Genomic DNA, 21004 nt, shown 5'->3' with positions numbered 1-21004 from the left:
TTCATGTATCAAACGCATTTTTAATCCAATTCAATTGCAACTTGCCTTTGCTGTCGGGGTTTATGGCGACGACATCAAAGCGGCAGGGGTGTTGGTTCCAGCGTGACTCTTGTTGCAAAAAGGTCATGGCCGCTTGCGTGAGTTTACCGCGCTTGCGCCTATCAACGCTTTCTGTCGCGCCGCCCCAGGCGTTGTGGTGGCGATAGCGAACTTCAACAAATACTACTGTATCGATGTCGAGCATGACCAGATCAAGCTCGCCGCTCCTGCACCTCCAGTTTTTTGCGATGAGGCGCAGGTGGTGTTGCTCGAGATGTTGGCAGGCCATCGCCTCGGCAGCGTTGCCGCTGCTCTGGCTGCTGGTGCGATCAATCAAGCGGGGTGTCTGGCAGGCGCTGGATCTGGCCGCCAGTGAATTGTGCCCAGGGCAGCTGGCGTACAACTCGTTGCTGGGCGTCCAGGCTCAGGCTGCCGGTAAGTCCGTCGATGCGCGTGCTTGGCAGTGCCTTCAGCTGATCCAGGCGTGGTGCCAGGATAAAGGCGTCAGCGCCCATCGCGTAGAGACGACCAAGGCTGCCGCCTGCTTGAGGCCACTGGTTGATTATGAGTTGGCGAGTTGGGTCGTCGGTGTTGAGCATCCACGGGGTTTCGGAGAACTCAATGCCTTCCATGTCCAGATACTGGGCCTGGTTGTATACGCCGCTATTGAGGGTTGATGTGGCGTAGACCGGCATATCGCCTGCGTACTGGAACACCAGCGTTGGCTTTATTTGTTGTGCCTGCTGCGGTGTAGCGGCGAGGAACATGAAATCGACATCCTGGCGACGCGAAGGCTGTGCGGCGACTTCGGTGCCAAGTTTTTCCTCGATGCTTTTGCTGCGCGCTTCACTTTGGCGCAGTTGCAGTAGCTTGCCGATTTGCTGGGCCAGTTCAACGGGTTGGGCGATGCTCTGGGCTGCAAGCAGTTCGCCGCCCTGGGCCTCCCAGCTCTGGCGGAATGCGGCGAGGACGCGATTGCCCCAGTCGCCGCTCGGCGCTAGCGCGATGGCGCGGCGCATGCCGTCAGACCAGGCGCGGCGTGCTGCTTCGCGTGCTTCATCTTCGGCGGCGAGGCCAAACTGGAACAGTTGGGGAGGCGCTTCCTGTTCGTTCTGGCTGTAGTTAAGGGCCAGGGTAGTGATGGGCAGTTGTTCGCGGCTGCTGAGTTGGGTTACCAATTCTTTTTCCAGCGGGCCAATCACCAGTTGTGTGCCGGCGCTCTGCGCTTGCTGGTAGAAGCTGTCCATGGAGCGGATGCGCGAGCTGTCGTAAATCTGTACGTCGGGCAGGGTTTCACCCGCTTGCTGGGCTTGGTAGTACGCCGCCATGAACCCATCACGCAGGGCGCGACCAACACTGGAAAGCTTGCCTTCTTGCGGCAAGAGCAGGGCAATTTGGCCAATCGGTTCGCTCGACAGTTGCTTCAGGTCTTGCAGGGGCTTGGGTAATTGCACGGCTGCCGGGTGGGCTGGGTGCGTTGCAACCCAGTTATCAATGGCAGCTTGCTGCTGTTCGAGGGTTGCTGCGCTCTTTGATGCGCTGGCAAGTGCCAGCCAGCCTGTAAGGTCGGCATCGCCGGTGGTTTGCAGCTGATTGGCGGGCAGGCGTGAAACCAGAGCCCAGATGGCTTCGTGGTTGCTCGCGGCCGTCGCATCGCTGAGCAAGGGCGCAATGTAGATGCGTTCGCGGGCTGCGGCGAGCAGTTGGCCGTCTTGCTCCAATGCCTTGGCGCGGGTCAGCTGGCTGCGGATCTGTTGCTCGACCGGTAGCTCGCCGAGGCGCTCGAAGCTTGGGTGGCTAAGCGCTTGAAGGGCGGCCTTGGGGTTTTTCCGTGCCAATGCCAGCTCGGCAGCAAGGGTGCTGGCGAATATCTGTTGGGCAGGCTTGAGTGTTTCAAGCTGGACTTGTTCGAGAATGCTGCTGGAGCGGCCAATATCCTTTTGTTTGTAGGCCTGGTCTGCAGCGGACAGGCGCAATAAGTTGGCTTCCTCGGTCTGCGCATCTCCAGCCTGCTGGAGCAATTGCTCAATGCTGGCTTGAGGTGTGCGCGGTAGTTCACCGACAGAGTTTGATGAGCTGGCACAGGCGGCAAGCAAGCCGACAAGGCAAAGGAGGAGAAGCGGGCGCAGGCGGGCGATCATGTAAGCGTTCCTGATACTTGATCAAATGAGGGGTGAATTGTACCCAAGCTATGCCGAAGGTGCGATGTCGGCGGCGCTAAGGAACCTCTTAAAAACGACTGCGCCAGGTATTGCTGCGTGGGAAAAGTGCTCAAAATGCTCATTTAGGCTAACTAAACTGCGCTTTTTCGCACCTTTTCGCCTTGTGCTACCGGCACTCGCTACTTTTTTCAGAAGATTCCTTAAACGGGCTACAATGCGCGTTTTAGTGATAAATGAGGCGTGTGCAGTGACTTCTACAGATGCGTTGAGTTCAGCTTTGGGCACGCTTTATGTGGTTGCCACGCCCATTGGCAACCTCGATGACATGAGTGCCCGTGCCTTGAAGGTGCTGGCAGATGTGGCCCTTATTGCTGCAGAGGATACCCGGCATTCTGCGCGCCTGATGCAGCACTTTGGTCTATCTACGCCTCTGGCTGCCTGCCATGAGCACAATGAGCGTGATCATGGTGGCAAATTTTTGCAGCGCTTGCAGGCGGGTGAAGATGTTGCGTTGATTTCCGATGCGGGTACGCCGTTGATTTCCGATCCCGGTTATCACCTGGTGCGCCAGGCGCGGGCCGCGGGTGTCGCCGTGGTGCCTGTGCCCGGTGCCTGTGCATTGATCGCCGCACTGTCGGCTGCAGGCTTGCCGTCTGATCGTTTTATCTTCGAGGGCTTCTTGCCGGCTAAGTCGGTGGGGCGTCGCTCGCGATTGGAACAGGTCAAGGAAGAGCCGCGCACGCTGATCTTTTATGAGGCGCCGCATCGTATTGCCGAGTGCCTTGAGGATATGCGTTCGATCTTTGGTGATGAGCGCCCGGCATTGCTGGCGCGTGAACTGACCAAGACTTTCGAAACCCTCAAGGGCCTGCCGCTGGGTGAGTTGAGTGCATGGGTGGCGGCTGACAGTAACCAGCAACGCGGTGAATGTGTCGTGCTGGTCGCGGGCTGGCAAGCCCCGGAAGGAGATACCGCAGTCAGTGCCGAGGCGCTGCGTGTGCTCGATTTGCTGTTAAAGGAGATGCCGTTGAAGCGTGCAGCGGCTTTGGCGGCGGAAATCACGGGTGTGCGCAAAAACTTGCTCTATCAGTTGGCGCTGGAGCGTCAGTCGACGAAGTAACTGCTGAAGCCCACTGGTTTCGTGCTTTGTGTGCGTTTTTTTGTGACGTGTCTTGCCTGTTGGTCAGGTGGTTGATATCGGGTTTTTGCCGCGCCAATGCTCGGTTGCGCTTGTTCTAATGTCCAAGTGCAATTACCCTAGTCGGCGGAGAGTCGATCGGACAGTCGCTGCCGTGCTTTGTTTACAAGGTACGGGGGAGGAAAGTCCGGGCTCCATAGGGCGGAGTGCCAGGTAATGCCTGGGAGGCGTGAGCCTACGGAAAGTGCCACAGAAAATAACCGCCTAAGCGCTTCGGTGCCGGTAAGGGTGAAAAGGTGCGGTAAGAGCGCACCGCACGGCTGGTAACAGTCCGTGGCTAGGCAAACCCCACTCGGAGCAAGACCAAATAGGGTTTCATTGGCGTGGCCCGCGCTGAAACCGGGTAGGTTGCTAAAGGCGTGCAGTGATGTACGTCGTAGAGGAATGACTGTCCTCGACAGAACCCGGCTTACAGATCGACTCTCCACCTTTCTACTTGGTAGTACGCTTGGTGTCCTTCCTTGCGATTCTAATACCTAAATAATCTTACTCTTAACAAACTACTTTAAGTTTGAAGCGCAGTTGCGTGTGTATGCTGGCATTTAATCTTTGAATGTCGACTTGAGCTGTTCTCCCACCTTCGTAAAATTCGCTAAATCTCCGTTCTATAAGGGTTTTTCCCTGTTTAAGCACCTTGACTGTGGGGTATGCGCGTTCCTATAGTGTGCGCAGGTGGTAAGAAGTGGCGAAAAGTGGGTTTTTTGGGCATGGATAGCTAAATAACAAGGGGAAACGCAATCGTGTTTCGTGGAGCCAACACCATAAGTCTCGACGCAAAAGGTCGACTCGCGATGCCCAGCCGGTATCGCGACGAGCTCGTGTCGCGCTGTGCTGGCCAACTGATCATCACGATTGATGCGATCGACCCTTGCTTATGTGTGTATCCCCTGACCGAGTGGGAACTTATCGAAGCCAAGCTCCGTGAATTGGCCTCCTTTCGTGAAGAAAACCGTCGTTTGCAACGCCTGTTGATCGGTAATGCGGTTGACCTTGAGCTCGATGCCAGCGGTCGCTTCCTGGTGCCGCCACGCTTGCGCGAATACGCCAAGCTGGACAAGCGCGCCATGCTGGTCGGCCAACTCAATAAATTTCAATTGTGGGACGAAGATTCCTGGAATGCAGTGGCAGATGCCGATTTGGCAGCTATCAAGCAACCGGGTGCTTTGTCTGACGATCTACGTGACTTGATCCTGTGACTATGAATAGCGATTTTCGCCATATAACCGTGCTACTCGACGAGGCTGTCGAAGGGCTGGCTGTGCGCGCGGGTGGTCGCTATATAGATGGCACCTTCGGCAGGGGTGGGCATAGCCGGCTTATCCTTGACTCGCTCGGCCCTGACGGCCAATTGCTAGGGTTCGACAAAGATCCCCTGGCAATAGCCACAGGGAAAGCGCTAGCGGCCGAAGACGGCCGCTTTGTCGTTGTACAGAGAAGTTTTGCGGAACTTTCTGCCGAGGCGGCTGTCCGCGACCTTTCGGGTAAGGTCAGCGGCATTCTCCTTGACCTCGGTGTTTCCTCGCCCCAGTTGGACGATGCCACTCGTGGCTTCAGCTTCCTCAATGATGGCCCGCTGGATATGCGCATGGATCCATCGCGTGGCGTCAGTGCGGCGCAGTGGATTGCCAGTGCCAGCGAAGAAGAGATTGCCCGCGTTTTCAAGGAGTATGGCGAAGAGCGGTTCGCCAAGCGGATGGCGCGTGCCGTGGTCGCGCGCCGCGCGGAGCAACCTTTCGAGCGCACGGCCGATTTGGCGCAAGTACTGACCGTTGCCAACCCTGCGTGGGAGAAAGGTAAAAACCCAGCTACCCGTGCATTCCAGGGCTTGCGTATTTATATCAATAACGAACTGGGTGATCTGGAAGCCGGGCTTGACGCTGCCATGGAGACCCTGGAAGTTGGTGGGCGCTTGGTGGTCATCAGCTTCCATTCGCTGGAAGACCGGATTGTTAAGCAGTTCATGCGTAAGCACGCCAAGGGCGAGCAGGACAAGCTGCCGCGTGATCTGCCGATTATTCCAAAAGCCTTCGAGCCACGCCTGAAGCTGATCGGTAAGCCGGTTTTTGCATCTGAAGCCGAACTCAAGGCCAATCCGCGCTCACGCAGCGCGGTCATGCGCATCGCGGAGAAGTTGCGATGAACCTGCGCATGGCGAAATCCTTTCCGCGCGGCAGCGTGCTGATGCTGGTGCTGTTTATTGCAGTGCTGGGTTCATCGCTGGCTGTCTCCTATTGCGCGCATTGGAATCGCCAACTGCTCAATGAGCTTTACGCTGAGCTGAGTGTGCGCGACAAGGCCCAGGCCGAGTGGGGGCGTTTGATCCTTGAGCAAAGTACCTGGACTGCACACAACCGTATCGAGACCCTGGCCAGCGAACAGCTGAATATGCGCATCCCGGACGCCGCAGAAGTGCGCATGGTGAAGCCATGATCAAGCTCGAAGGCGCGCTTTATCCATGGCGTTTCCGTCTTGTGCTGCTGCTTTTGGCCGTGATGGTCGGTGCAATCGTTTGGCGAATCATTGACCTGCAGATTTTTGACCACGACTTCCTGCAGGCGCACGGTGATGCGCGCAGCGTTCGCCATATCCCAATTCCTGCCCATCGTGGCCTGATGACTGATCGCAATGGCGAGCCGCTGGCGGTGAGCACGCCGGTGACCACCCTTTGGGCCAATGGCAAGGAGTTGCAAGCCGCCAAGGCTATGTGGCCGACCCTGGCTGAAGCCCTGGGGCAAAAGCCGGATGATTTCGCCAGGCGCCTGCAAGCTAACGCCAATCGCGAGTTTATGTACTTGGTGCGTGGCCTGACCCCGGAGCAAGGTCAAAAAATCCTCGACCTCAAGGTGCCTGGGGTTTATTCGATCGAAGAATTCCGTCGTTTCTATCCTGCCGGCGAAGTGGCTGCCCACGTAGTTGGTTTCACCGACGTCGACGATCGCGGGCGTGAAGGCATGGAGCTGGCGTTCGATGAATGGCTGGCGGGTGTGCCAGGCAAGCGTCAGGTGCTGAAGGATAGGCGCGGCCGCTTGATCAAGGATGTGCAGGTCACCCAGAACGCCAAGGCCGGCAAGGCATTGGCGTTGTCCATTGATCTGCGCCTGCAATACCTGGCACACCGCGAACTGCGCAATGCACTGGTTGAGTTCGGTGCCAAGGCAGGCAGCCTGGTGATGGTTGATGTCAAGACCGGGGAAATCCTGGCCATGGTCAACCAGCCTACCTATAACCCCAATAACCGTCGCACCATTCATCCGGCAGCCATGCGCAACCGGGCAATGACCGATGTATTCGAACCGGGCTCGACAGTTAAGCCGTTCTCGATCAGCGCTGCCTTGGAAACAGGGCGCTGGAAGCCAACCGACACGGTAAACGTAGCGCCAGGCTGGTTGCGTATCGGCAAGTACACCATTCGCGATGTATCACGTAACAGCGGTGTGCTCGACCTGACCGGCATCCTGATCAAGTCGAGCAACGTCGGGGTCAGCAAGGTCGCCTTCGACATCGGTGCTGAAGCCATCTACAGCGTTATGCAGCAAGTGGGTTTTGGCCAGGATACGGGCCTGAGCTTCCCAGGCGAGCGAGTCGGTAACCTGCCGAACCATCGCAAGTGGGGACAAGCCGAGACAGCCACCCTGGCTTATGGCTATGGCCTGTCTGTTACCGCTGTACAGCTTGCCCATGCCTATTCGGTGCTGGCCAACAACGGCCGCTCGGTGCCCTTGTCGCTGATCCGCGTCGACAAAACACCCGATAGCGTCCAGGTTATTCCTGAAGACATCGCCAAGACCGTGCAGGGCATGTTGCAGCAAGTGATTGAAGCGCCGGGCGGTGTTTATCGCGCCAAGGTGCCCGGCTATCACGTAGCTGGCAAAAGCGGCACGGCGCGTAAGACCACCGCAGGTACCAAGGGCTATACGCCGCACTCCTACCGCTCGCTGTTCGCCGGATTTGCTCCTTCGCATAACCCGCGCATTGCCTTGGCCGTGGTGATTGATGAGCCAACCAAGGACGGCTACTACGGCGGTCTGGTTTCGGCGCCGGTGTACAGCCGTGTCATGGCTGGTGGCCTGCGCTTGATGAACGTGACACCTGACAATTTGCCATCTGAAGAAGATGTGAAAACAGTTGATGCAACATCGAATAAAGGAGGGCGCGGCTGATGCCAATGCCTCTTAATCAGCTGTTACCTAAAGCGAGCAGCAGTGTTTTGATTCGCGAGCTGACACTCGACAGCCGCAAGGTGCGTCCGGGCGATCTGTTTTTGGCAGTGCCGGGCCTGAGCCAGGACGGTCGCGAGCACATCGCCGATGCGCTTGAGCGTGGTGCTGCTGCCGTTGCATATGAAGCGGGCGGCGCCTTCGACATGAGTGTCGACAAGGCCGAACTGGTTGCAATCAAGGACTTGGCCGGTCAACTGTCGGCGATCGCCGGGCGCTTTTATGGCGAACCAAGCCGCGGCCTGCATATGGTCGGCATCACTGGCACCAACGGCAAAACCAGTGTCAGCCAGTTGCTGGCCCAGGCGTTGGACAAGCTCGGCGAGCCTTGTGGGATTGTCGGCACCCTGGGCAATGGTTTTTATAACGGCCTGGCCCAGGGGCTGCACACCACACCTGATCCCATTGGCGTACAGGCGGTGCTGGCTGACCTGAAAAAATCCGGCGCCCGCGCGCTGGCGATGGAGGTCTCGTCGCATGGTCTGGACCAAGGCCGGGTTGCTGCACTTGATTTCAACGTTGCGGTCTTTACCAACCTGTCCCGTGATCATCTCGATTACCACGGCACCATGGAAAACTATGCCGCGGCCAAGGCCAAGCTCTTTGCTTGGCCAAACCTGCGTTGCCGGGTGATTAACCTTGATGATGCATTCGGCAGGCAGTTGGCCGTGCAGGGTCATGAGTCGCGCCTGATCAGCTATAGCCTGGATAACGCCGAGGCCTACCTGCATTGCCGTGACGTGCAGTTTGACGATCATGGCGTGCGCGCGACACTGGTTACGCCCCGTGGCGAAGGCAACCTGCGCAGCGCGTTGCTCGGTCGCTTCAACCTGAGCAACCTGCTAGCCGTGGTAGGTGCCTTGCTTGGGCTGGATTATGCCTTGGATGAGATTCTCAAGGTGTTGCCAGGCCTGCAGGGGCCTATTGGTCGCATGCAGCGTCTCGGCGGGGTCGAAGTTGCTGGCGTCAAGCAGCCACTGGTTGTAGTCGATTATGCCCACACGCCGGATGCCCTGGAAAAAGTCCTTGAAGCATTGCGTCCGCACGTCAAGGGCAAGCTGCTCTGCGTGTTTGGCTGCGGCGGTGATCGTGATCGCGGCAAGCGTCCACTAATGGCTGCCGTTGTCGAGCGCTTGGCGGATCAAGTCATAGTCACCGATGACAATCCGCGTAGCGAGAAACCTGAGCAAATCTTCGCCGATATTCGTGACGGTTTGGTGAATGCCGATAACGCACAGTTTATTGCCGGGCGCGGCGTTGCCATCGCCCAGGCGATAGGCGCTGCCAGTGCTGACGACGTGATAGTGCTCGCCGGTAAGGGCCACGAGGATTACCAGGAAATCAACGGTGTGCGTCAACCATTCTCCGACTTGCAGGAAGCGGCCAAGGCTTTGTCCGCATGGGAGGTGGCTCATGCTTAAGGCTCTGCGACTAAGTGAAATTGCCGATGCCTTGAATGCACGCCTGATTGGCGAAGACTGCGCATTTTCTGCCGTGAGTACCGATAGCCGCTCGATCAAGCCCGGGCAGCTGTTTATCGCCCTGAGCGGGCCGAATTTCGATGGCCATGACTATTTGGCCCAAGTGAGTGAAAAGGGCGCCGTTGCCGCGCTGGTTGAGCGTGAAGTGGCAAATGCGCCGCTGCCACAGTTGCTCGTTGCCAATACGCGCCGCGCCCTGGGCCAGTTAGGCGCACTTAATCGCCAGGCGTTTGGCGGTCCATTGGTGGCGGTGACCGGCTCCAGCGGTAAAACCACTGTCAAGGAAATGCTCGCCAGCATCCTGCGTGAAGCCTTTGTCGAGCATGGCTCTGCGGTATTGGCCACGCGCGGTAACCTGAACAATGAGTTGGGCGCGCCGCTAACCCTGCTTGAACTGGGACCCGAGCACAAGGCCGCAGTGATCGAGCTGGGTGCGTCCGGGGTCGGCGAGATTGCCTATACAGTCTCCCTGGCCCAGCCGCAGGTTGCGATTATTACCAATGCTGGCACCGCGCATGTGGGCGAGTTTGGCGGGCCTGAAAAAATTGTCGAGGCCAAGGGCGAAATTCTGCAAGGTCTCGGTGATGACGGCGTGGCGGTGCTCAATCGAGATGACAAAGCCTTCGATACATGGGCTGAAAAGGTCAAAGGCAAGCAGTTGCTGAGTTTCTCGATGGGCAACAGCGCGGCTGACTTCTTCGCCAGCGAGATCGGCCGCGACAGCCGTGGTTGCCCGAACTTCCACCTGCACAGCGAGCAAGGACAAGCACGTATCCAGCTCAATGTGCTGGGTGAGCATAATGTCGGCAACGCCTTGGCTGCAGCTGCTGCGGCAAGCGCATTGTCAGTACCGCTGGTCGATATCAAGACCGGTCTTGAAGCGCTGCTTCCGGTCAAGGGCCGTGCGGTCGCACAGTTGACCGCCAATGGCATGCGCGTCATCGATGACAGCTACAACGCCAACCCGGCTTCAATTTGCGCGGCGATTGACATCCTCAAGGGGTTTTCAGGGCGCAAGGTGCTGGTCCTGGGCGACATGGGCGAGCTTGGCACTTGGGCCGAGCAGAGCCATCGCGATGTAGGCAAATATGCCAAGGGCAAGGTTGATGCGCTGTTCGCCGTCGGCCCGCTCATGGCGTATGCCGTAGAAGAGTTTGCCAGCAATGGCCGGCACTTTGCCGATCAAGCCAGCTTGATCGAAGCCTTAAAGGCCGAAAGCAACGACACCACAATTCTAATTAAAGGCTCACGCAGCGCCGCGATGGAAAACATCGTGGCGGCGCTTTGTGGCATATCCGGGGAGAAACACTAATGCTGCTGCTGCTGGCTGAGTACCTGCAACAGTTCCACACTGGTTTCGCGGTGTTCCAATACCTGACACTGCGCGGGATTCTTGGTGTGCTCACGGCGCTGGCGTTGTCGCTGTGCCTGGGGCCGTGGATGATCCGCACCCTGCAAATCCGCCAGATTGGCCAGTCGGTGCGCAATGATGGCCCGCAGTCGCACCTGTCGAAGAAAGGCACGCCAACCATGGGTGGCGCGCTGATTCTCTCTGCGATTGCCGTCAGCACCTTGCTTTGGGCGGATCTGAGCAATCGCTATGTGTGGGTGGTGTTGGCCGTGACCCTGCTGTTCGGCGCCATTGGTTGGGTCGATGACTATCGCAAGGTGATCGAGAAGAACTCCCGTGGCTTGCCGAGCCGCTGGAAGTATTTCTGGCAGTCCGTGTTTGGCCTCGGTGCGGCGCTGTTTCTGTTTGTCACTGCGCAAACGCCAGTTGAAACCACGCTGATCCTGCCGTTGCTCAAGGATGTGAGCATTCCGCTGGGTGCTGGTTTCGTGATCCTGACCTATCTGGTTATCGTCGGCTCAAGCAACGCGGTCAACCTGACCGATGGTCTCGATGGCCTGGCCATTTTGCCAACCGTTATGGTCGGCGGTGCCCTTGGCATCTTTTGCTACCTGTCGGGCAACATCAAGTTTGCCGATTACCTGTTGATTCCCTATGTACCAGGCGCTGGCGAGCTGATCGTATTCTGTGCCGCATTGGTCGGTGCAGGCCTGGGCTTTCTCTGGTTCAACACCTATCCGGCCCAGGTGTTCATGGGCGATGTTGGCGCGCTGGCGCTGGGTGCAGCGCTGGGCACCATAGCGGTGATCGTGCGCCAGGAAGTGGTGCTGTTCATCATGGGCGGTGTGTTCGTGATGGAAACCCTGTCGGTGATTATCCAGGTCGCATCCTTCAAGTTGACCGGCAAGCGGGTGTTCCGCATGGCGCCGATCCATCACCATTTTGAACTCAAGGGCTGGCCTGAACCACGGGTCATCGTTCGTTTCTGGATCATCACCGTGATTCTGGTGTTGATCGGCCTTGCCACTCTCAAACTGCGCTGAGGACGAGATGAGTCTGATTGCTTCTGACCACTTCCGCATTATTGTCGGCCTCGGCAAGAGCGGCATGTCCCTGGTGCGCTTCCTTGCGCGCCAGGGTGTGCGCTTTGCCGTGGTCGATACGCGTGCGAATCCGCCGGAGCTGGGCACCTTGCGTGAACAGTTCCCGCAGGTTGAAGTGCGTTGTGGCGATCTGGACGTTGAATTCCTTTGCCGCGCCAGTGAACTGTTGGTGAGCCCAGGCATCGCGCTGGCGACCCCTGCATTGCAGGAGGCGGCGAGCCGCGGGGTGAAACTTTCCGGCGATATCGAGCTGTTCGCGCGTAATGCGAAGGCGCCAATCATCGCGATCACCGGTTCCAACGCGAAAAGCACGGTAACCACCCTGGTCGGTGAGATGGCTCAGGCAGCGGGCAAGAAAGTGGCGGTCGGCGGCAACCTGGGAACGCCGGCGCTGGATCTGCTCAGCGACGACGTTGAGCTGTACGTCATGGAATTGTCGAGCTTCCAGCTGGAAACAACCGACCAGCTCAATGCGCAAGTGGCGACATGCCTGAACATCAGCGAAGACCACATGGATCGCTACAGCGGTTTGCCGGCATACCACTTGGCCAAGCACCGGATCTTCCGTGGCGCCAAGCAGGTCGTGGTCAATCGTGATGATGCCTTGTCGCGGCCGCTCATTGCCGATCAAGTGCCTTGCTGGAGCTTTGGCTTGGGTAAGCCGGACTTCCAGCGCTTTGGCCTGATCGAAGAGCAAGGTGAAAAATACCTGGGCTTCAAGTTCGATCGCCTGATGCCTGTTCGCGAATTGAAGATTCGCGGCGCACACAACCAGTCAAATGCATTGGCGGCACTGGCCCTGGGCCATGCTGCAGGCTTGCCGATGCAGGTAATGCTGGACACTCTGAAGGAATTCCCTGGCCTGGCCCATCGCTGCCAATGGGTGGGTGAGCGCAATGAGGTGGGTTACTACGATGACTCCAAGGCAACCAACGTCGGCGCTGCGTTAGCGGCAATTGAGGGTTTGGGCGCTGATATCCAGGGCAAGCTGGTGTTGATCGCCGGTGGTGATGGCAAAGGGGCTGATTTCTCCGCCCTGCGCCAACCTGTTGCCCGTTTCTGCCGTGCCGTCGTGCTGCTGGGGCGCGATGCCGAGCGTTTGGCGCAGGCCTTGGGTGATGCTGTGCCATTGATCCAGGTTAAAACCCTTGCACAAGCCGTACAGCGAAGTGCCGAGTTGGCCGAGCCAGGCGATGCGGTATTGCTGTCGCCGGCCTGTGCCAGTCTCGACATGTTCAAGAACTTTGAAGAGCGCGGACGTTTGTTCAGCCAGGCAGTGGAGGCACTCAACTGATGTTGTCCTTCCTGCGTCCTTATCCTTCGCCACTGTTCAGTCGTCGCGGCTTTGACATGGATTTCGCCATGCTTGCCGGTTGCCTGGCATTGCTTGGGCTGGGCCTGGTGATGATTTCATCGGCTTCAACCGAAGTGGCTGCGGTCAATACCGGCAATCCGCTGTACTACATGATTCGTCATTTGGTGTACCTGTTGATCGGGCTTGGCGCTGCAGCTGTCGTGGTGATGATTCCGCTGGCCACCTGGCAGCGTTGTGGCTGGGTCTTGCTGATTGCCGCGATAGGGCTGCTGGTCATGGTGCTCATCCCGGGTGTAGGGCGCGAGGTCAATGGTTCGATGCGCTGGATCGGCTTTGGTGCTTTCAACGTGCAGCCCTCTGAAATCGCCAAGGTCTTTGCAGTGATCTATCTGGCGGGCTACCTGGTTCGCCGGCAGGAAGAAGTACGCGAAAGCTGGGCCGGCTTCTTCAAGCCCTTTGTCGTGCTGTTGCCTATGGCCGCTTTACTGCTGGCCGAGCCTGATTTTGGTGCCACTGTCGTGATGTTCGGCGCGGCCGCGGCCATGCTGTTTCTGGGGGGCGTTGGCCTGTTCCGCTTTGGCCTTATGGTATTGCTGGCCGTTGGTGCGGTCGTGGTGCTGGTACAGGACCCCTATCGCTGGGCGCGTATGACCAACTTTGCCGACCCATGGGCCGATCAGTTCGGTGCCGGCTACCAGCTTAGCCAGGCCTTGATTGCCTTCGGCCGTGGCGAATGGTTCGGCGTTGGCCTGGGCAACAGTATCCAGAAGCAGTTCTACCTGCCTGAAGCCCACACCGACTTCGTGTTTTCAGTGCTTGCCGAAGAGCTGGGCATGGTTGGTGCGCTGGTCACTGTCGGCCTGTTCGTATTTGTCTGCGTGCGTGCGCTATACATTGGCTTGTGGGCTGAGCGCGCGAAACAGTTCTTTGCCGCTTACACCGCCTACGGCCTGGCATTCCTGTGGATTGGTCAATTCCTGATCAATATCGGAGTAAACATCGGTCTATTGCCGACCAAAGGCTTGACCTTGCCATTCCTCAGCTATGGCGGCAGCTCGCTGGTGATCTGTTGCATCAGCCTGGCGTTGTTGCTGCGAATCGAGTGGGAATGTCGCAATCAACTCGGCAGTGAAGACGCCGACTTTGATGAGTCGGACTTTGCAGAGGAGCTGCCGCTCAAGCCCGGTTCTGCCAAGGAGGCCACTCATGCGCGGTAATGTGCTGATCATGGCCGGCGGTACCGGCGGGCACGTCTTCCCGGCATTGGCCTGTGCGGCTGAGTTCAAGGCGCGTGGCTACAGCGTGCACTGGCTGGGCACGCCGCGCGGTATCGAAAACGAATTGGTACCTGCTGCCGGCCTGCCGCTGCACCTCATTGATGTGTCGGGTTTGCGCGGCAAGGGCAAGCTGTCGTTGCTCAAGGCACCTTTCCAGCTGATCAAGGCCTTGTTACAGGCACGCAAGGTGATGCGCGAGCTGAAGCCTGTATGTGTACTGGGCATGGGCGGTTATGTCACGGGGCCCGGCGGCTTGGCTGCCAGGCTGTCTGGTGCGCCCTTGATCATCCACGAGCAGAATGCCGTTGCGGGTACGGCCAATCGCAGCCTGGTGCCTTTTGCCAGCCGCGTGTGCGAAGCCTTCCCCAATACCTTTGCGGCCTCGGCTAAGCGCCGCACAACCGGTAACCCTGTGCGTGAGGAACTGTTTCTCGAAACCCCGCGTGACAGCTTGCAGGGCCGTAAACCACGGTTGTTGGTGATGGGCGGCAGCCTGGGCGCCGAACCCCTTAATAAATTATTGCCGGCGGCGTTGGCCCAAGTGGCTGTCGAGCTGCGTCCTGAAGTGTTCCATCAGGCGGGCAAGCAACACGCTGAAATTACCGGCGAACGTTATCGCGAAGCGGGCGTCGAAGCGCAGGTCGCCCCATTCATCAAGGACATGGCGCAAGCCTATGCCTGGGCTGATTTAGTGATTTGCCGTGCTGGTGCGCTGACCATCAGTGAGCTGGCGGCTGCCGGGCTGGCTGCCTTCCTGGTTCCGCTGCCCCACGCCATTGACGATCACCAAAGCCGCAATGCCGATTATCTGGTGAGCGAGGGCGCCGCCGTCCTCCTGCCACAACGCTCCACTGATGCAGCCTCGCTCGCTGCACAGCTGACCGAGGTTTTGATGCATTCCGAACAACTGACCGCTATGGCCGCCAAGGCACGCCAACTGGCGAAACCTGATGCAACTCGCACTGTCGTCGATATCTGCCTGGAGGTGGCCCATGGTTGAGAATCAAAAAGCTTACCCGCAGCCTGAGATGCGCCGCATTCGCCGTATCCACTTCGTTGGTATTGGTGGCGCGGGTATGTGCGGTATTGCCGAGGTGCTGCTGAACCTGGGCTATCAGGTTTCTGGCTCGGACCTCAAGGATTCAGCAGTAACCGAGCGCCTGAAAAGCTTCGGTGCGCAGATATTTATCGGCCACCGCGCTGAAAACGCCGAGAGCGCCGATGTGCTGGTGGTGTCGAGTGCAATCAATACCTCGAACCCGGAAGTTGCAGTTGCCCTTGAGCGACGCATTCCAGTGGTGCCTCGCGCCGAGATGCTCGCCGAGTTGATGCGCTACCGGCATGGCGTCGCGGTTGCCGGTACCCACGGCAAAACCACTACCACCAGCTTGCTGGCCTCGGTATTTGCCGCAGGCGGTCTTGATCCGACCTTTGTCATCGGCGGACGCCTCAATGCAGCAGGTACCAATGCCCAGCTGGGCACCAGCCGCTACCTGATTGCCGAAGCGGATGAAAGCGACGCCAGCTTCTTGCACCTGCAGCCCATGGTTGCGGTGGTTACCAATATCGACATGGACCACATGAGCACCTACGAGGGGGACTTCAATCGCTTGAAGAAGACCTTCATCGAATTCCTTCACAACCTGCCGTTCTATGGCCTGGCGGTGATGTGCGTCGATGACCCGGTGGTGCGTGAAATCCTGCCGCAAGTGGCACGTCCGACCATGACCTACGGTTTTGACGAAGGTGCAGACGTGCGCGCGATCAATGTTCGTCAGCAAGGCATGCAAACCTTCTTCACTGTGTTGCGCCGCGACAGCGAGCCACTTGATGTCTCGGTCAACATGCCCGGCAACCACAACGTTCTCAATGCCCTGGCGACTATCGCCATTGCAACGGACGAAGGCATCTCCGACGAAGCCATCGTCCAGGGCTTGTCGGGTTTCCAGGGTGTGGGTCGTCGCTTCCAGGTCTATGGCGAGCTGCCAGTTGAAGGCGGTGAAGTGATGTTGGTCGACGACTATGGCCATCACCCGCGTGAGGTGGCTGCGGTCATCAAGGCGGTTCGTGGCGGCTGGCCTGAGCGCCGTCTGGTCATGGTTTACCAGCCGCATCGCTTCAGTCGTACCCGCGACCTGTACGACGATTTCGTGCAGGTGCTGGGTGAAACCAACGTGCTGTTGTTGATGGAAGTGTATCCGGCGGGTGAGGAACCCATTCCGGGCGCCGATAGCCGCCAGCTGTGCCACAGCATTCGCCAGCGCGGTCAGCTCGACCCTATTTATATCGAACGCGGCGTCGACCTGGCGCCGCTGATCAAGCCGCTGTTGCGTGCCGGTGACATTCTTCTGTGCCAGGGCGCCGGCGATATCGGTGGTTTGGCCCCACAACTGTTGCAAAGCCCGCTGTTTAAAGCGCCGGCAGGTAAGTCGAAATGAGTGATCAACTGTTTTCCGGTTTGAAGTCAGAGCTGCCCGTCAGTGCGTTCGGGCGCGTGGCCGTGTTGTTCGGCGGCAAGAGCGCCGAGCGCGAGGTTTCCCTGAAATCAGGCAATGCAGTGCTTAGCGCGCTGCAAGCCGCCGGTGTCGATGCCTTCGGTATCGATGTCGGTGACGACCTGCTGCAATCTTTGCTCAACGAAAAAATTGATCGGGCTTTTATCGTCCTGCACGGCCGTGGCGGTGAAGACGGCAGCATGCAGGGCTTGCTCGAGTGCGCCGGTATTCCTTACACCGGTAGCGGCATCCTGGCCTCGGCCCTGGCCATGGACAAATTGCGCACCAAGCAGGTTTGGCAGAGCCTTGGCTTGCCGACACCACGCCATGCCGTGTTGGCCAGTGTCGAAGACTGCCGGGCTGCGGCTGACGACCTGGGCTTTCCGCTGATCGTCAAGCCGGCACATGAGGGTTCAAGCATCGGCATGGCCAAGGTCAACAGTGCCGAAGAGTTGATTGCCGCCTGGCAAGACGCGAGCAAATACGACAGCCAGGTGTTGGTCGAGCAGTGGATTCACGGCCCTGAGTACACCGTGGCGACCTTGCGTGGCCAAGTGCTTCCGCCGATTGGCCTGGGCACACCGCACAGCTTCTATGACTACGACGCCAAGTACCTGGCTGATGACACCCAGTACCGTATTCCCAGCGGCCTGGATGCGGCCAAGGAGCAAGAACTCAAGGCGCTGACCGAGCGTGCCTGCGATGCAGTCGGTGTGCAGGGCTGGGCGCGGGCCGATGTGATGCAGGATGCCAATGGGGCTTTCTGGCTGCTGGAGGTCAACACTGTTCCGGGGATGACCGACCACAGCCTGGTGCCAATGGCTGCCAAGGCTGCAGGCCTGGACTTTCAACAGTTGGTGTTGGCGATTTTGGCCGACAGTATCGAGGCTCGGGGTTAAGTCATGAACGCCATTGCCCGCCATCAGCCAGGAGCGACCCGTACCCCAGTACGCGGTAAGCCTGTGCCGCGTGGCGCCAGTCGTTTGGTGGATAAGGAGCCGCTTGGTTCGCGCTTGCGCAAACCCGACCTTAAGTTCCTCAAGCGTCTGGCGTGGCCGCTGCTGTTGCTGGCATTGGGTTTTGGTGCTTATGAGCTGTCAGTGCGCCTGATGCCCTACGTCGACCGGCCGATTGCCAAGGTCAGTGTTGAAGGTGACTTGAGCTATGTCAGCCAGCAAGCGGTGCAGCAGCGGATCGCGCCATTTATCAAGTCGAAGTTCTTCAGTGTCGACTTGACCGGCATGCGCCACGAGCTTGAGCAAATGCCCTGGATTGCCAGTGCAGCAGTGCGTCGTGTGTGGCCTGACCAGATTGTGGTCAGCCTGGAAGAGCAGATGCCAATCGCCCGCTGGGGCGATGGTTCGCTGCTGAATAACCAGGGCCAGGCATTTGCGCCAGAAGAGTTGGCTCATTACGAACATTTACCGCAGTTGTATGGTCCTAAGCGTGCGCAACAGCGGGTGATGCAGCAATACCAGGTGCTTAGCCAGATGTTGCGGCCAATGGGTTTCTCGATCGCACGACTTGAACTGCGTGAGCGCGGAAGCTGGTTTTTAGTGACATCACAGGGGGTCGAGCTGCTGTTGGGGCGCGATCACCTGGTCGAAAAAATGCGCCGTTTCATTGCCATTTACGACAAAGAATTGAAAGAGCAAATCGCGAATATCGCGCGTATCGATCTGCGTTACTCCAACGGCCTGGCCGTTGCGTGGCGTCAGCCGGTAGCGCCCACGGCGGCTGAAACCGCTGCTGTGCAGTGAATCAGGAGAAGGCAAGACACATGGCAAACGTTGAGAGTGGCAAGATGATCGTTGGCCTCGACATTGGCACATCCAAGGTGGTGGCGCTCGTGGGCGAAGTTACGCCAGATGGTCAATTGGAGATCGTCGGCATCGGTACACATCCGTCGCGTGGCCTGAAGAAGGGCGTGGTGGTGAATATCGAGTCAACGGTGTTGTCGATCCAGCGGGCCGTCGAGGAAGCACAGCTGATGGCGGGTTGCCGGATTCACTCGGCTTTCGTCGGCGTGGCGGGGAATCACATCCGTAGCCTCAACTCCCACGGGATTGTTGCGATCCGCGATCGCGAAGTCAGTCGTGCCGACCTAGAGCGTGTGCTTGACGCTGCCCAGGCGGTTGCCATTCCTGCGGATCAACGTGTGCTGCACACCTTGCCCCAGGACTACGTGATCGATAACCAGGAAGGCGTTCGTGAGCCGCTGGGCATGTCTGGCGTGCGCCTGGAAGCCAAGGTCCATGTGGTCACCTGTGCCGTCAATGCCGCGCAGAACATCGAGAAGTGCGTGCGTCGCTGCGGCCTTGAAGTCGACGACATCATCCTCGAACAACTGGCTTCGGCCTATGCCGTGCTGACCGACGACGAGAAAGAGCTGGGCGTGTGCCTGGTCGATATCGGCGGCGGTACCACTGACATCTGCATCTTCACCGAAGGCGCTATCCGTCATACCGCCGTGATCCCTATTGCGGGGGATCAAGTCACCAACGATATCGCCATGGCACTGCGTACCCCAACCCAGTACGCCGAAGAAATCAAGATTCGTTATGCCTGCGCCCTGGCCAAGCTGGCCGGTCCTGGTGAAACCATCAAGGTGCCGAGCGTGGGCGATCGTGCGCCGCGTGACCTGTCTCGCCAAACCCTGGCCGAGGTGGTTGAACCGCGTTATGACGAACTGTTCACCCTGATTCAGGCCGAGCTGCGCCGCAGCGGTTATGAAGACCTGATTCCGGCAGGCGTGGTGCTGACTGGCGGTACCGCGAAGATGGAAGGGGCGGTAGAGCTGGCAGAGGAAATTTTCCACATGCCGGTGCGCCTTGGCGTCGCTCAGGGCGTTAAAGGCCTTGGTGACGTGGTGCGCAACCCGATTTATTCGACAGGCGTTGGCCTGTTGCTCTACGGACTGCAAAAGCAGGCCGATGGAATTTCGATGTCTTCAGTTGGCAGCAATGGCTTCAGCGAAGACAAAAAAGAACCGGTACTCGAGCGCTTGAAGCGCTGGGTACAGGGCAACTTCTGATTGATCAGTGGTTGTTTAAGCGTGTGCAGTAGGCGTTACAAAACTAGAAATATAGGAGAGGGAAAATGTTCGAACTCGTAGATAACATCCCGCAAAGCGCAGTTATCAAAGTTATCGGCGTCGGTGGCGGTGGCGGCAATGCCGTGAACCACATGTGCGTCAGTAACATTGAAGGCGTTGAATTTATTTGCGCCAACACCGATGCCCAGGCGTTGAAGAACATTGGTGCACGCACCGTGCTGCAGCTCGGTACCGGCGTGACCAAGGGCCTGGGTGCTGGTGCCAATCCCGAAGTTGGCCGTCAGGCGGCCATGGAAGACCGCGAGCGCATCGCCGAAGTGCTGCAGGGCACTGATATGGTCTTCATCACCACGGGCATGGGTGGCGGTACCGGCACCGGCGCTGCCCCCGTGATTGCTGAAGTCGCCAAGGAAATGGGGATTCTGACCGTTGCAGTGGTCACGCGTCCGTTCCCATTCGAAGGCCGCAAGCGCATGCAGATCGCCGAAGAAGGCATCCGTGCTCTGTCGCAAAGCGTTGACTCGTTGATCACCATCCCTAACGAAAAACTGCTGACCATCCTCGGCAAGGACGCCAGCCTGCTGTCGGCCTTCGCCAAGGCTGACGATGTTCTGGCCGGTGCGGTGCGCGGTATTTCCGACATCATCAAGCGTCCAGGCATGATCAACGTCGACTTTGCCGACGTTAAAACCGTGATGAGCGAAATGGGCATGGCGATGATGGGCACTGGTTGCGCCAGTGGTCCGAACCGCGCCCGTGAAGCGACCGAAGCGGCTATCCGCAACCCACTGCTGGAAGATGTAAACCTGCAGGGCGCGCGTGGCATCCTGGTTAACATCACAGCCGGTCCTGACCTGTCGCTGGGTGAGTACTCCGATGTCGGTAACATCATCGAGCAATTTGCTTCCGAGCACGCCACTGTCAAGGTAGGCACAGTGATTGACCCGGATATGCGCGATGAACTGCACGTCACCGTTGTTGCAACTGGTCTGGGTGCGAAAATCGAGAAGCCGGTCAAGGTTATCGACAACACTGTACAGGTCAGCTCAGCGCCGGTTTCGGCTCCGTCGACCGCTCAACAGGCGCCTGCTGCCTCTGCAGCACCGCGTAGCGAGCAAAGCGTCAACTACAAAGACTATGAGCGTCCAACCGTTCAGCGTCAGAGCCACGCCGGCGCTGCGACTGCAGCAAAAATGAATCCGCAGGACGATCTGGATTACCTGGACATCCCTGCTTTTCTGCGCCGTCAGGCCGATTAATGAAATGTATCAGGAGCATTAGGGTGATTGGTATTCAGCAAAGGCCGGTTCT

At 58.5% G+C, this 21004-nt stretch carries 18 protein-coding genes and 1 other RNA gene; 17 read left to right on the top strand and 2 right to left on the bottom strand.

Translation table 11 applies throughout. From position 1 onward, the window contains the following. Position 1: 1 nt before the first annotated feature. The gene (locus CHB79_RS08745; protein ID WP_010489870.1) at positions 2–376 is read right to left on the bottom strand and encodes a YraN family protein; all 375 of its coding nucleotides are present in this window, start codon (positions 374–376) and stop codon (positions 2–4) included. Then, positions 369–2180 (bottom strand): penicillin-binding protein activator, encoded by a 1812-nt coding sequence (locus CHB79_RS08740; protein ID WP_089359601.1) that lies wholly within the window; start codon positions 2178–2180, stop codon positions 369–371. The genes CHB79_RS08745 and CHB79_RS08740 overlap by 8 nt, the downstream gene beginning before the upstream one ends. Before the next feature lie 235 nt (positions 2181–2415). Here CHB79_RS08740 and rsmI point away from each other — a divergent pair, with 235 nt between their 5' ends. The 17 genes from rsmI (at position 2416) to ftsZ (ending at position 20952) form a co-directional block, all read left to right on the top strand. Continuing rightward, a complete protein-coding gene (gene rsmI / locus CHB79_RS08735; RefSeq protein ID WP_089359600.1) occupies positions 2416–3321 on the top strand; it encodes a 16S rRNA (cytidine(1402)-2'-O)-methyltransferase in 906 nt (301 codons plus the stop codon). A gap of 148 nt (positions 3322–3469) precedes the next feature. Beyond that, positions 3470–3827, top strand: an RNA gene (gene rnpB / locus CHB79_RS08730) — RNase P RNA component class A. 312 nt (positions 3828–4139) lie between these two features. Next, positions 4140–4595 (top strand): division/cell wall cluster transcriptional repressor MraZ, encoded by a 456-nt coding sequence (gene mraZ / locus CHB79_RS08725; RefSeq protein WP_010489877.1) that lies wholly within the window; start codon positions 4140–4142, stop codon positions 4593–4595. Positions 4596–4597: 2 nt separating this feature from the next. Continuing rightward, positions 4598–5539: a 16S rRNA (cytosine(1402)-N(4))-methyltransferase RsmH gene (gene rsmH / locus CHB79_RS08720; RefSeq protein WP_089359599.1), complete on the top strand. Its 942-nt coding sequence runs from the start codon at positions 4598–4600 to the stop codon at positions 5537–5539. Next, positions 5536–5829, top strand: a complete 294-nt coding sequence (gene ftsL, locus CHB79_RS08715) for a cell division protein FtsL (RefSeq protein ID WP_010489881.1) — start codon at positions 5536–5538, stop codon at positions 5827–5829. The genes rsmH and ftsL overlap by 4 nt, the downstream gene beginning before the upstream one ends. Then, a complete protein-coding gene (locus CHB79_RS08710) occupies positions 5826–7559 on the top strand; it encodes a peptidoglycan D,D-transpeptidase FtsI family protein (protein WP_089359598.1) in 1734 nt (577 codons plus the stop codon). The genes ftsL and CHB79_RS08710 overlap by 4 nt, the downstream gene beginning before the upstream one ends. Continuing rightward, positions 7559–9037, top strand: coding sequence for a UDP-N-acetylmuramoyl-L-alanyl-D-glutamate--2,6-diaminopimelate ligase (locus tag CHB79_RS08705; RefSeq protein WP_089359597.1), 1479 nt, complete (start codon positions 7559–7561; stop codon positions 9035–9037). Before CHB79_RS08710 ends, CHB79_RS08705 begins: the two co-directional genes overlap by 1 nt. Beyond that, entirely contained in the window at positions 9030–10409 is a 1380-nt protein-coding gene (locus CHB79_RS08700) for a UDP-N-acetylmuramoyl-tripeptide--D-alanyl-D-alanine ligase (RefSeq protein WP_089359596.1), read from the top strand. Before CHB79_RS08705 ends, CHB79_RS08700 begins: the two co-directional genes overlap by 8 nt. Continuing rightward, positions 10409–11491 (top strand): phospho-N-acetylmuramoyl-pentapeptide-transferase, encoded by a 1083-nt coding sequence (gene mraY, locus CHB79_RS08695; protein WP_089359595.1) that lies wholly within the window; start codon positions 10409–10411, stop codon positions 11489–11491. Before CHB79_RS08700 ends, mraY begins: the two co-directional genes overlap by 1 nt. A 7-nt stretch (positions 11492–11498) precedes the next feature. Continuing rightward, a complete protein-coding gene (murD, locus tag CHB79_RS08690) occupies positions 11499–12845 on the top strand; it encodes a UDP-N-acetylmuramoyl-L-alanine--D-glutamate ligase (protein ID WP_089359594.1) in 1347 nt (448 codons plus the stop codon). Continuing rightward, entirely contained in the window at positions 12845–14083 is a 1239-nt protein-coding gene (gene ftsW, locus CHB79_RS08685) for a putative lipid II flippase FtsW (protein ID WP_176443161.1), read from the top strand. The genes murD and ftsW overlap by 1 nt, the downstream gene beginning before the upstream one ends. Next, entirely contained in the window at positions 14073–15143 is a 1071-nt protein-coding gene (gene murG / locus CHB79_RS08680; protein WP_089359592.1) for an undecaprenyldiphospho-muramoylpentapeptide beta-N-acetylglucosaminyltransferase, read from the top strand. The genes ftsW and murG overlap by 11 nt, the downstream gene beginning before the upstream one ends. Further along, positions 15136–16581, top strand: coding sequence for a UDP-N-acetylmuramate--L-alanine ligase (murC, locus tag CHB79_RS08675; protein WP_089359591.1), 1446 nt, complete (start codon positions 15136–15138; stop codon positions 16579–16581). The genes murG and murC overlap by 8 nt, the downstream gene beginning before the upstream one ends. Further along, positions 16578–17537 (top strand): D-alanine--D-alanine ligase, encoded by a 960-nt coding sequence (locus CHB79_RS08670; RefSeq protein ID WP_089359590.1) that lies wholly within the window; start codon positions 16578–16580, stop codon positions 17535–17537. The genes murC and CHB79_RS08670 overlap by 4 nt, the downstream gene beginning before the upstream one ends. Before the next feature lie 3 nt (positions 17538–17540). After that, positions 17541–18398: a cell division protein FtsQ/DivIB gene (locus CHB79_RS08665; RefSeq protein WP_010489900.1), complete on the top strand. Its 858-nt coding sequence runs from the start codon at positions 17541–17543 to the stop codon at positions 18396–18398. A gap of 20 nt (positions 18399–18418) precedes the next feature. Further along, positions 18419–19672: a cell division protein FtsA gene (ftsA, locus tag CHB79_RS08660; protein ID WP_010489902.1), complete on the top strand. Its 1254-nt coding sequence runs from the start codon at positions 18419–18421 to the stop codon at positions 19670–19672. Positions 19673–19737: 65 nt separating this feature from the next. Then, positions 19738–20952, top strand: coding sequence for a cell division protein FtsZ (gene ftsZ, locus CHB79_RS08655; protein ID WP_010489904.1), 1215 nt, complete (start codon positions 19738–19740; stop codon positions 20950–20952). Positions 20953–21004: the final 52 nt, after the last annotated feature.

It is taken from the genome of Pseudomonas segetis (assembly GCF_900188155.1).
GTDB classification, from domain to species: domain Bacteria; phylum Pseudomonadota; class Gammaproteobacteria; order Pseudomonadales; family Pseudomonadaceae; genus Aquipseudomonas; species Aquipseudomonas segetis.
This window is presented reverse-complemented; position numbering and strand designations above follow the sequence as displayed.

Bases quoted from the DNA above. Each gene is read 5' to 3' on its own strand.
- CHB79_RS08705 (WP_089359597.1), top strand. From the start codon at position 7,559: ATGCCAATGCCTCTTAATCAGCTGTTACCTAAAGCGAGCAGCAGTGTT.
- ftsZ (WP_010489904.1), top strand. From the start codon at position 19,738: ATGTTCGAACTCGTAGATAACATCCCGCAAAGCGCAGTTATCAAAGTT.
- ftsW (WP_176443161.1), top strand. From the start codon at position 12,845: ATGTTGTCCTTCCTGCGTCCTTATCCTTCGCCACTGTTCAGTCGTCGC.
- murG (WP_089359592.1), top strand. From the start codon at position 14,073: ATGCGCGGTAATGTGCTGATCATGGCCGGCGGTACCGGCGGGCACGTC.
- CHB79_RS08670 (WP_089359590.1), top strand. From the start codon at position 16,578: ATGAGTGATCAACTGTTTTCCGGTTTGAAGTCAGAGCTGCCCGTCAGT.
- rsmH (WP_089359599.1), top strand. From the start codon at position 4,598: ATGAATAGCGATTTTCGCCATATAACCGTGCTACTCGACGAGGCTGTC.
- CHB79_RS08665 (WP_010489900.1), top strand. From the start codon at position 17,541: ATGAACGCCATTGCCCGCCATCAGCCAGGAGCGACCCGTACCCCAGTA.
- murC (WP_089359591.1), top strand. From the start codon at position 15,136: ATGGTTGAGAATCAAAAAGCTTACCCGCAGCCTGAGATGCGCCGCATT.
- CHB79_RS08740 (WP_089359601.1), bottom strand. From the start codon at position 2,180: ATGATCGCCCGCCTGCGCCCGCTTCTCCTCCTTTGCCTTGTCGGCTTG.
- CHB79_RS08710 (WP_089359598.1), top strand. From the start codon at position 5,826: ATGATCAAGCTCGAAGGCGCGCTTTATCCATGGCGTTTCCGTCTTGTG.
- ftsL (WP_010489881.1), top strand. From the start codon at position 5,536: ATGAACCTGCGCATGGCGAAATCCTTTCCGCGCGGCAGCGTGCTGATG.
- rsmI (WP_089359600.1), top strand. From the start codon at position 2,416: ATGCGCGTTTTAGTGATAAATGAGGCGTGTGCAGTGACTTCTACAGAT.
- ftsA (WP_010489902.1), top strand. From the start codon at position 18,419: ATGGCAAACGTTGAGAGTGGCAAGATGATCGTTGGCCTCGACATTGGC.
- murD (WP_089359594.1), top strand. From the start codon at position 11,499: ATGAGTCTGATTGCTTCTGACCACTTCCGCATTATTGTCGGCCTCGGC.
- CHB79_RS08700 (WP_089359596.1), top strand. From the start codon at position 9,030: ATGCTTAAGGCTCTGCGACTAAGTGAAATTGCCGATGCCTTGAATGCA.
- mraY (WP_089359595.1), top strand. From the start codon at position 10,409: ATGCTGCTGCTGCTGGCTGAGTACCTGCAACAGTTCCACACTGGTTTC.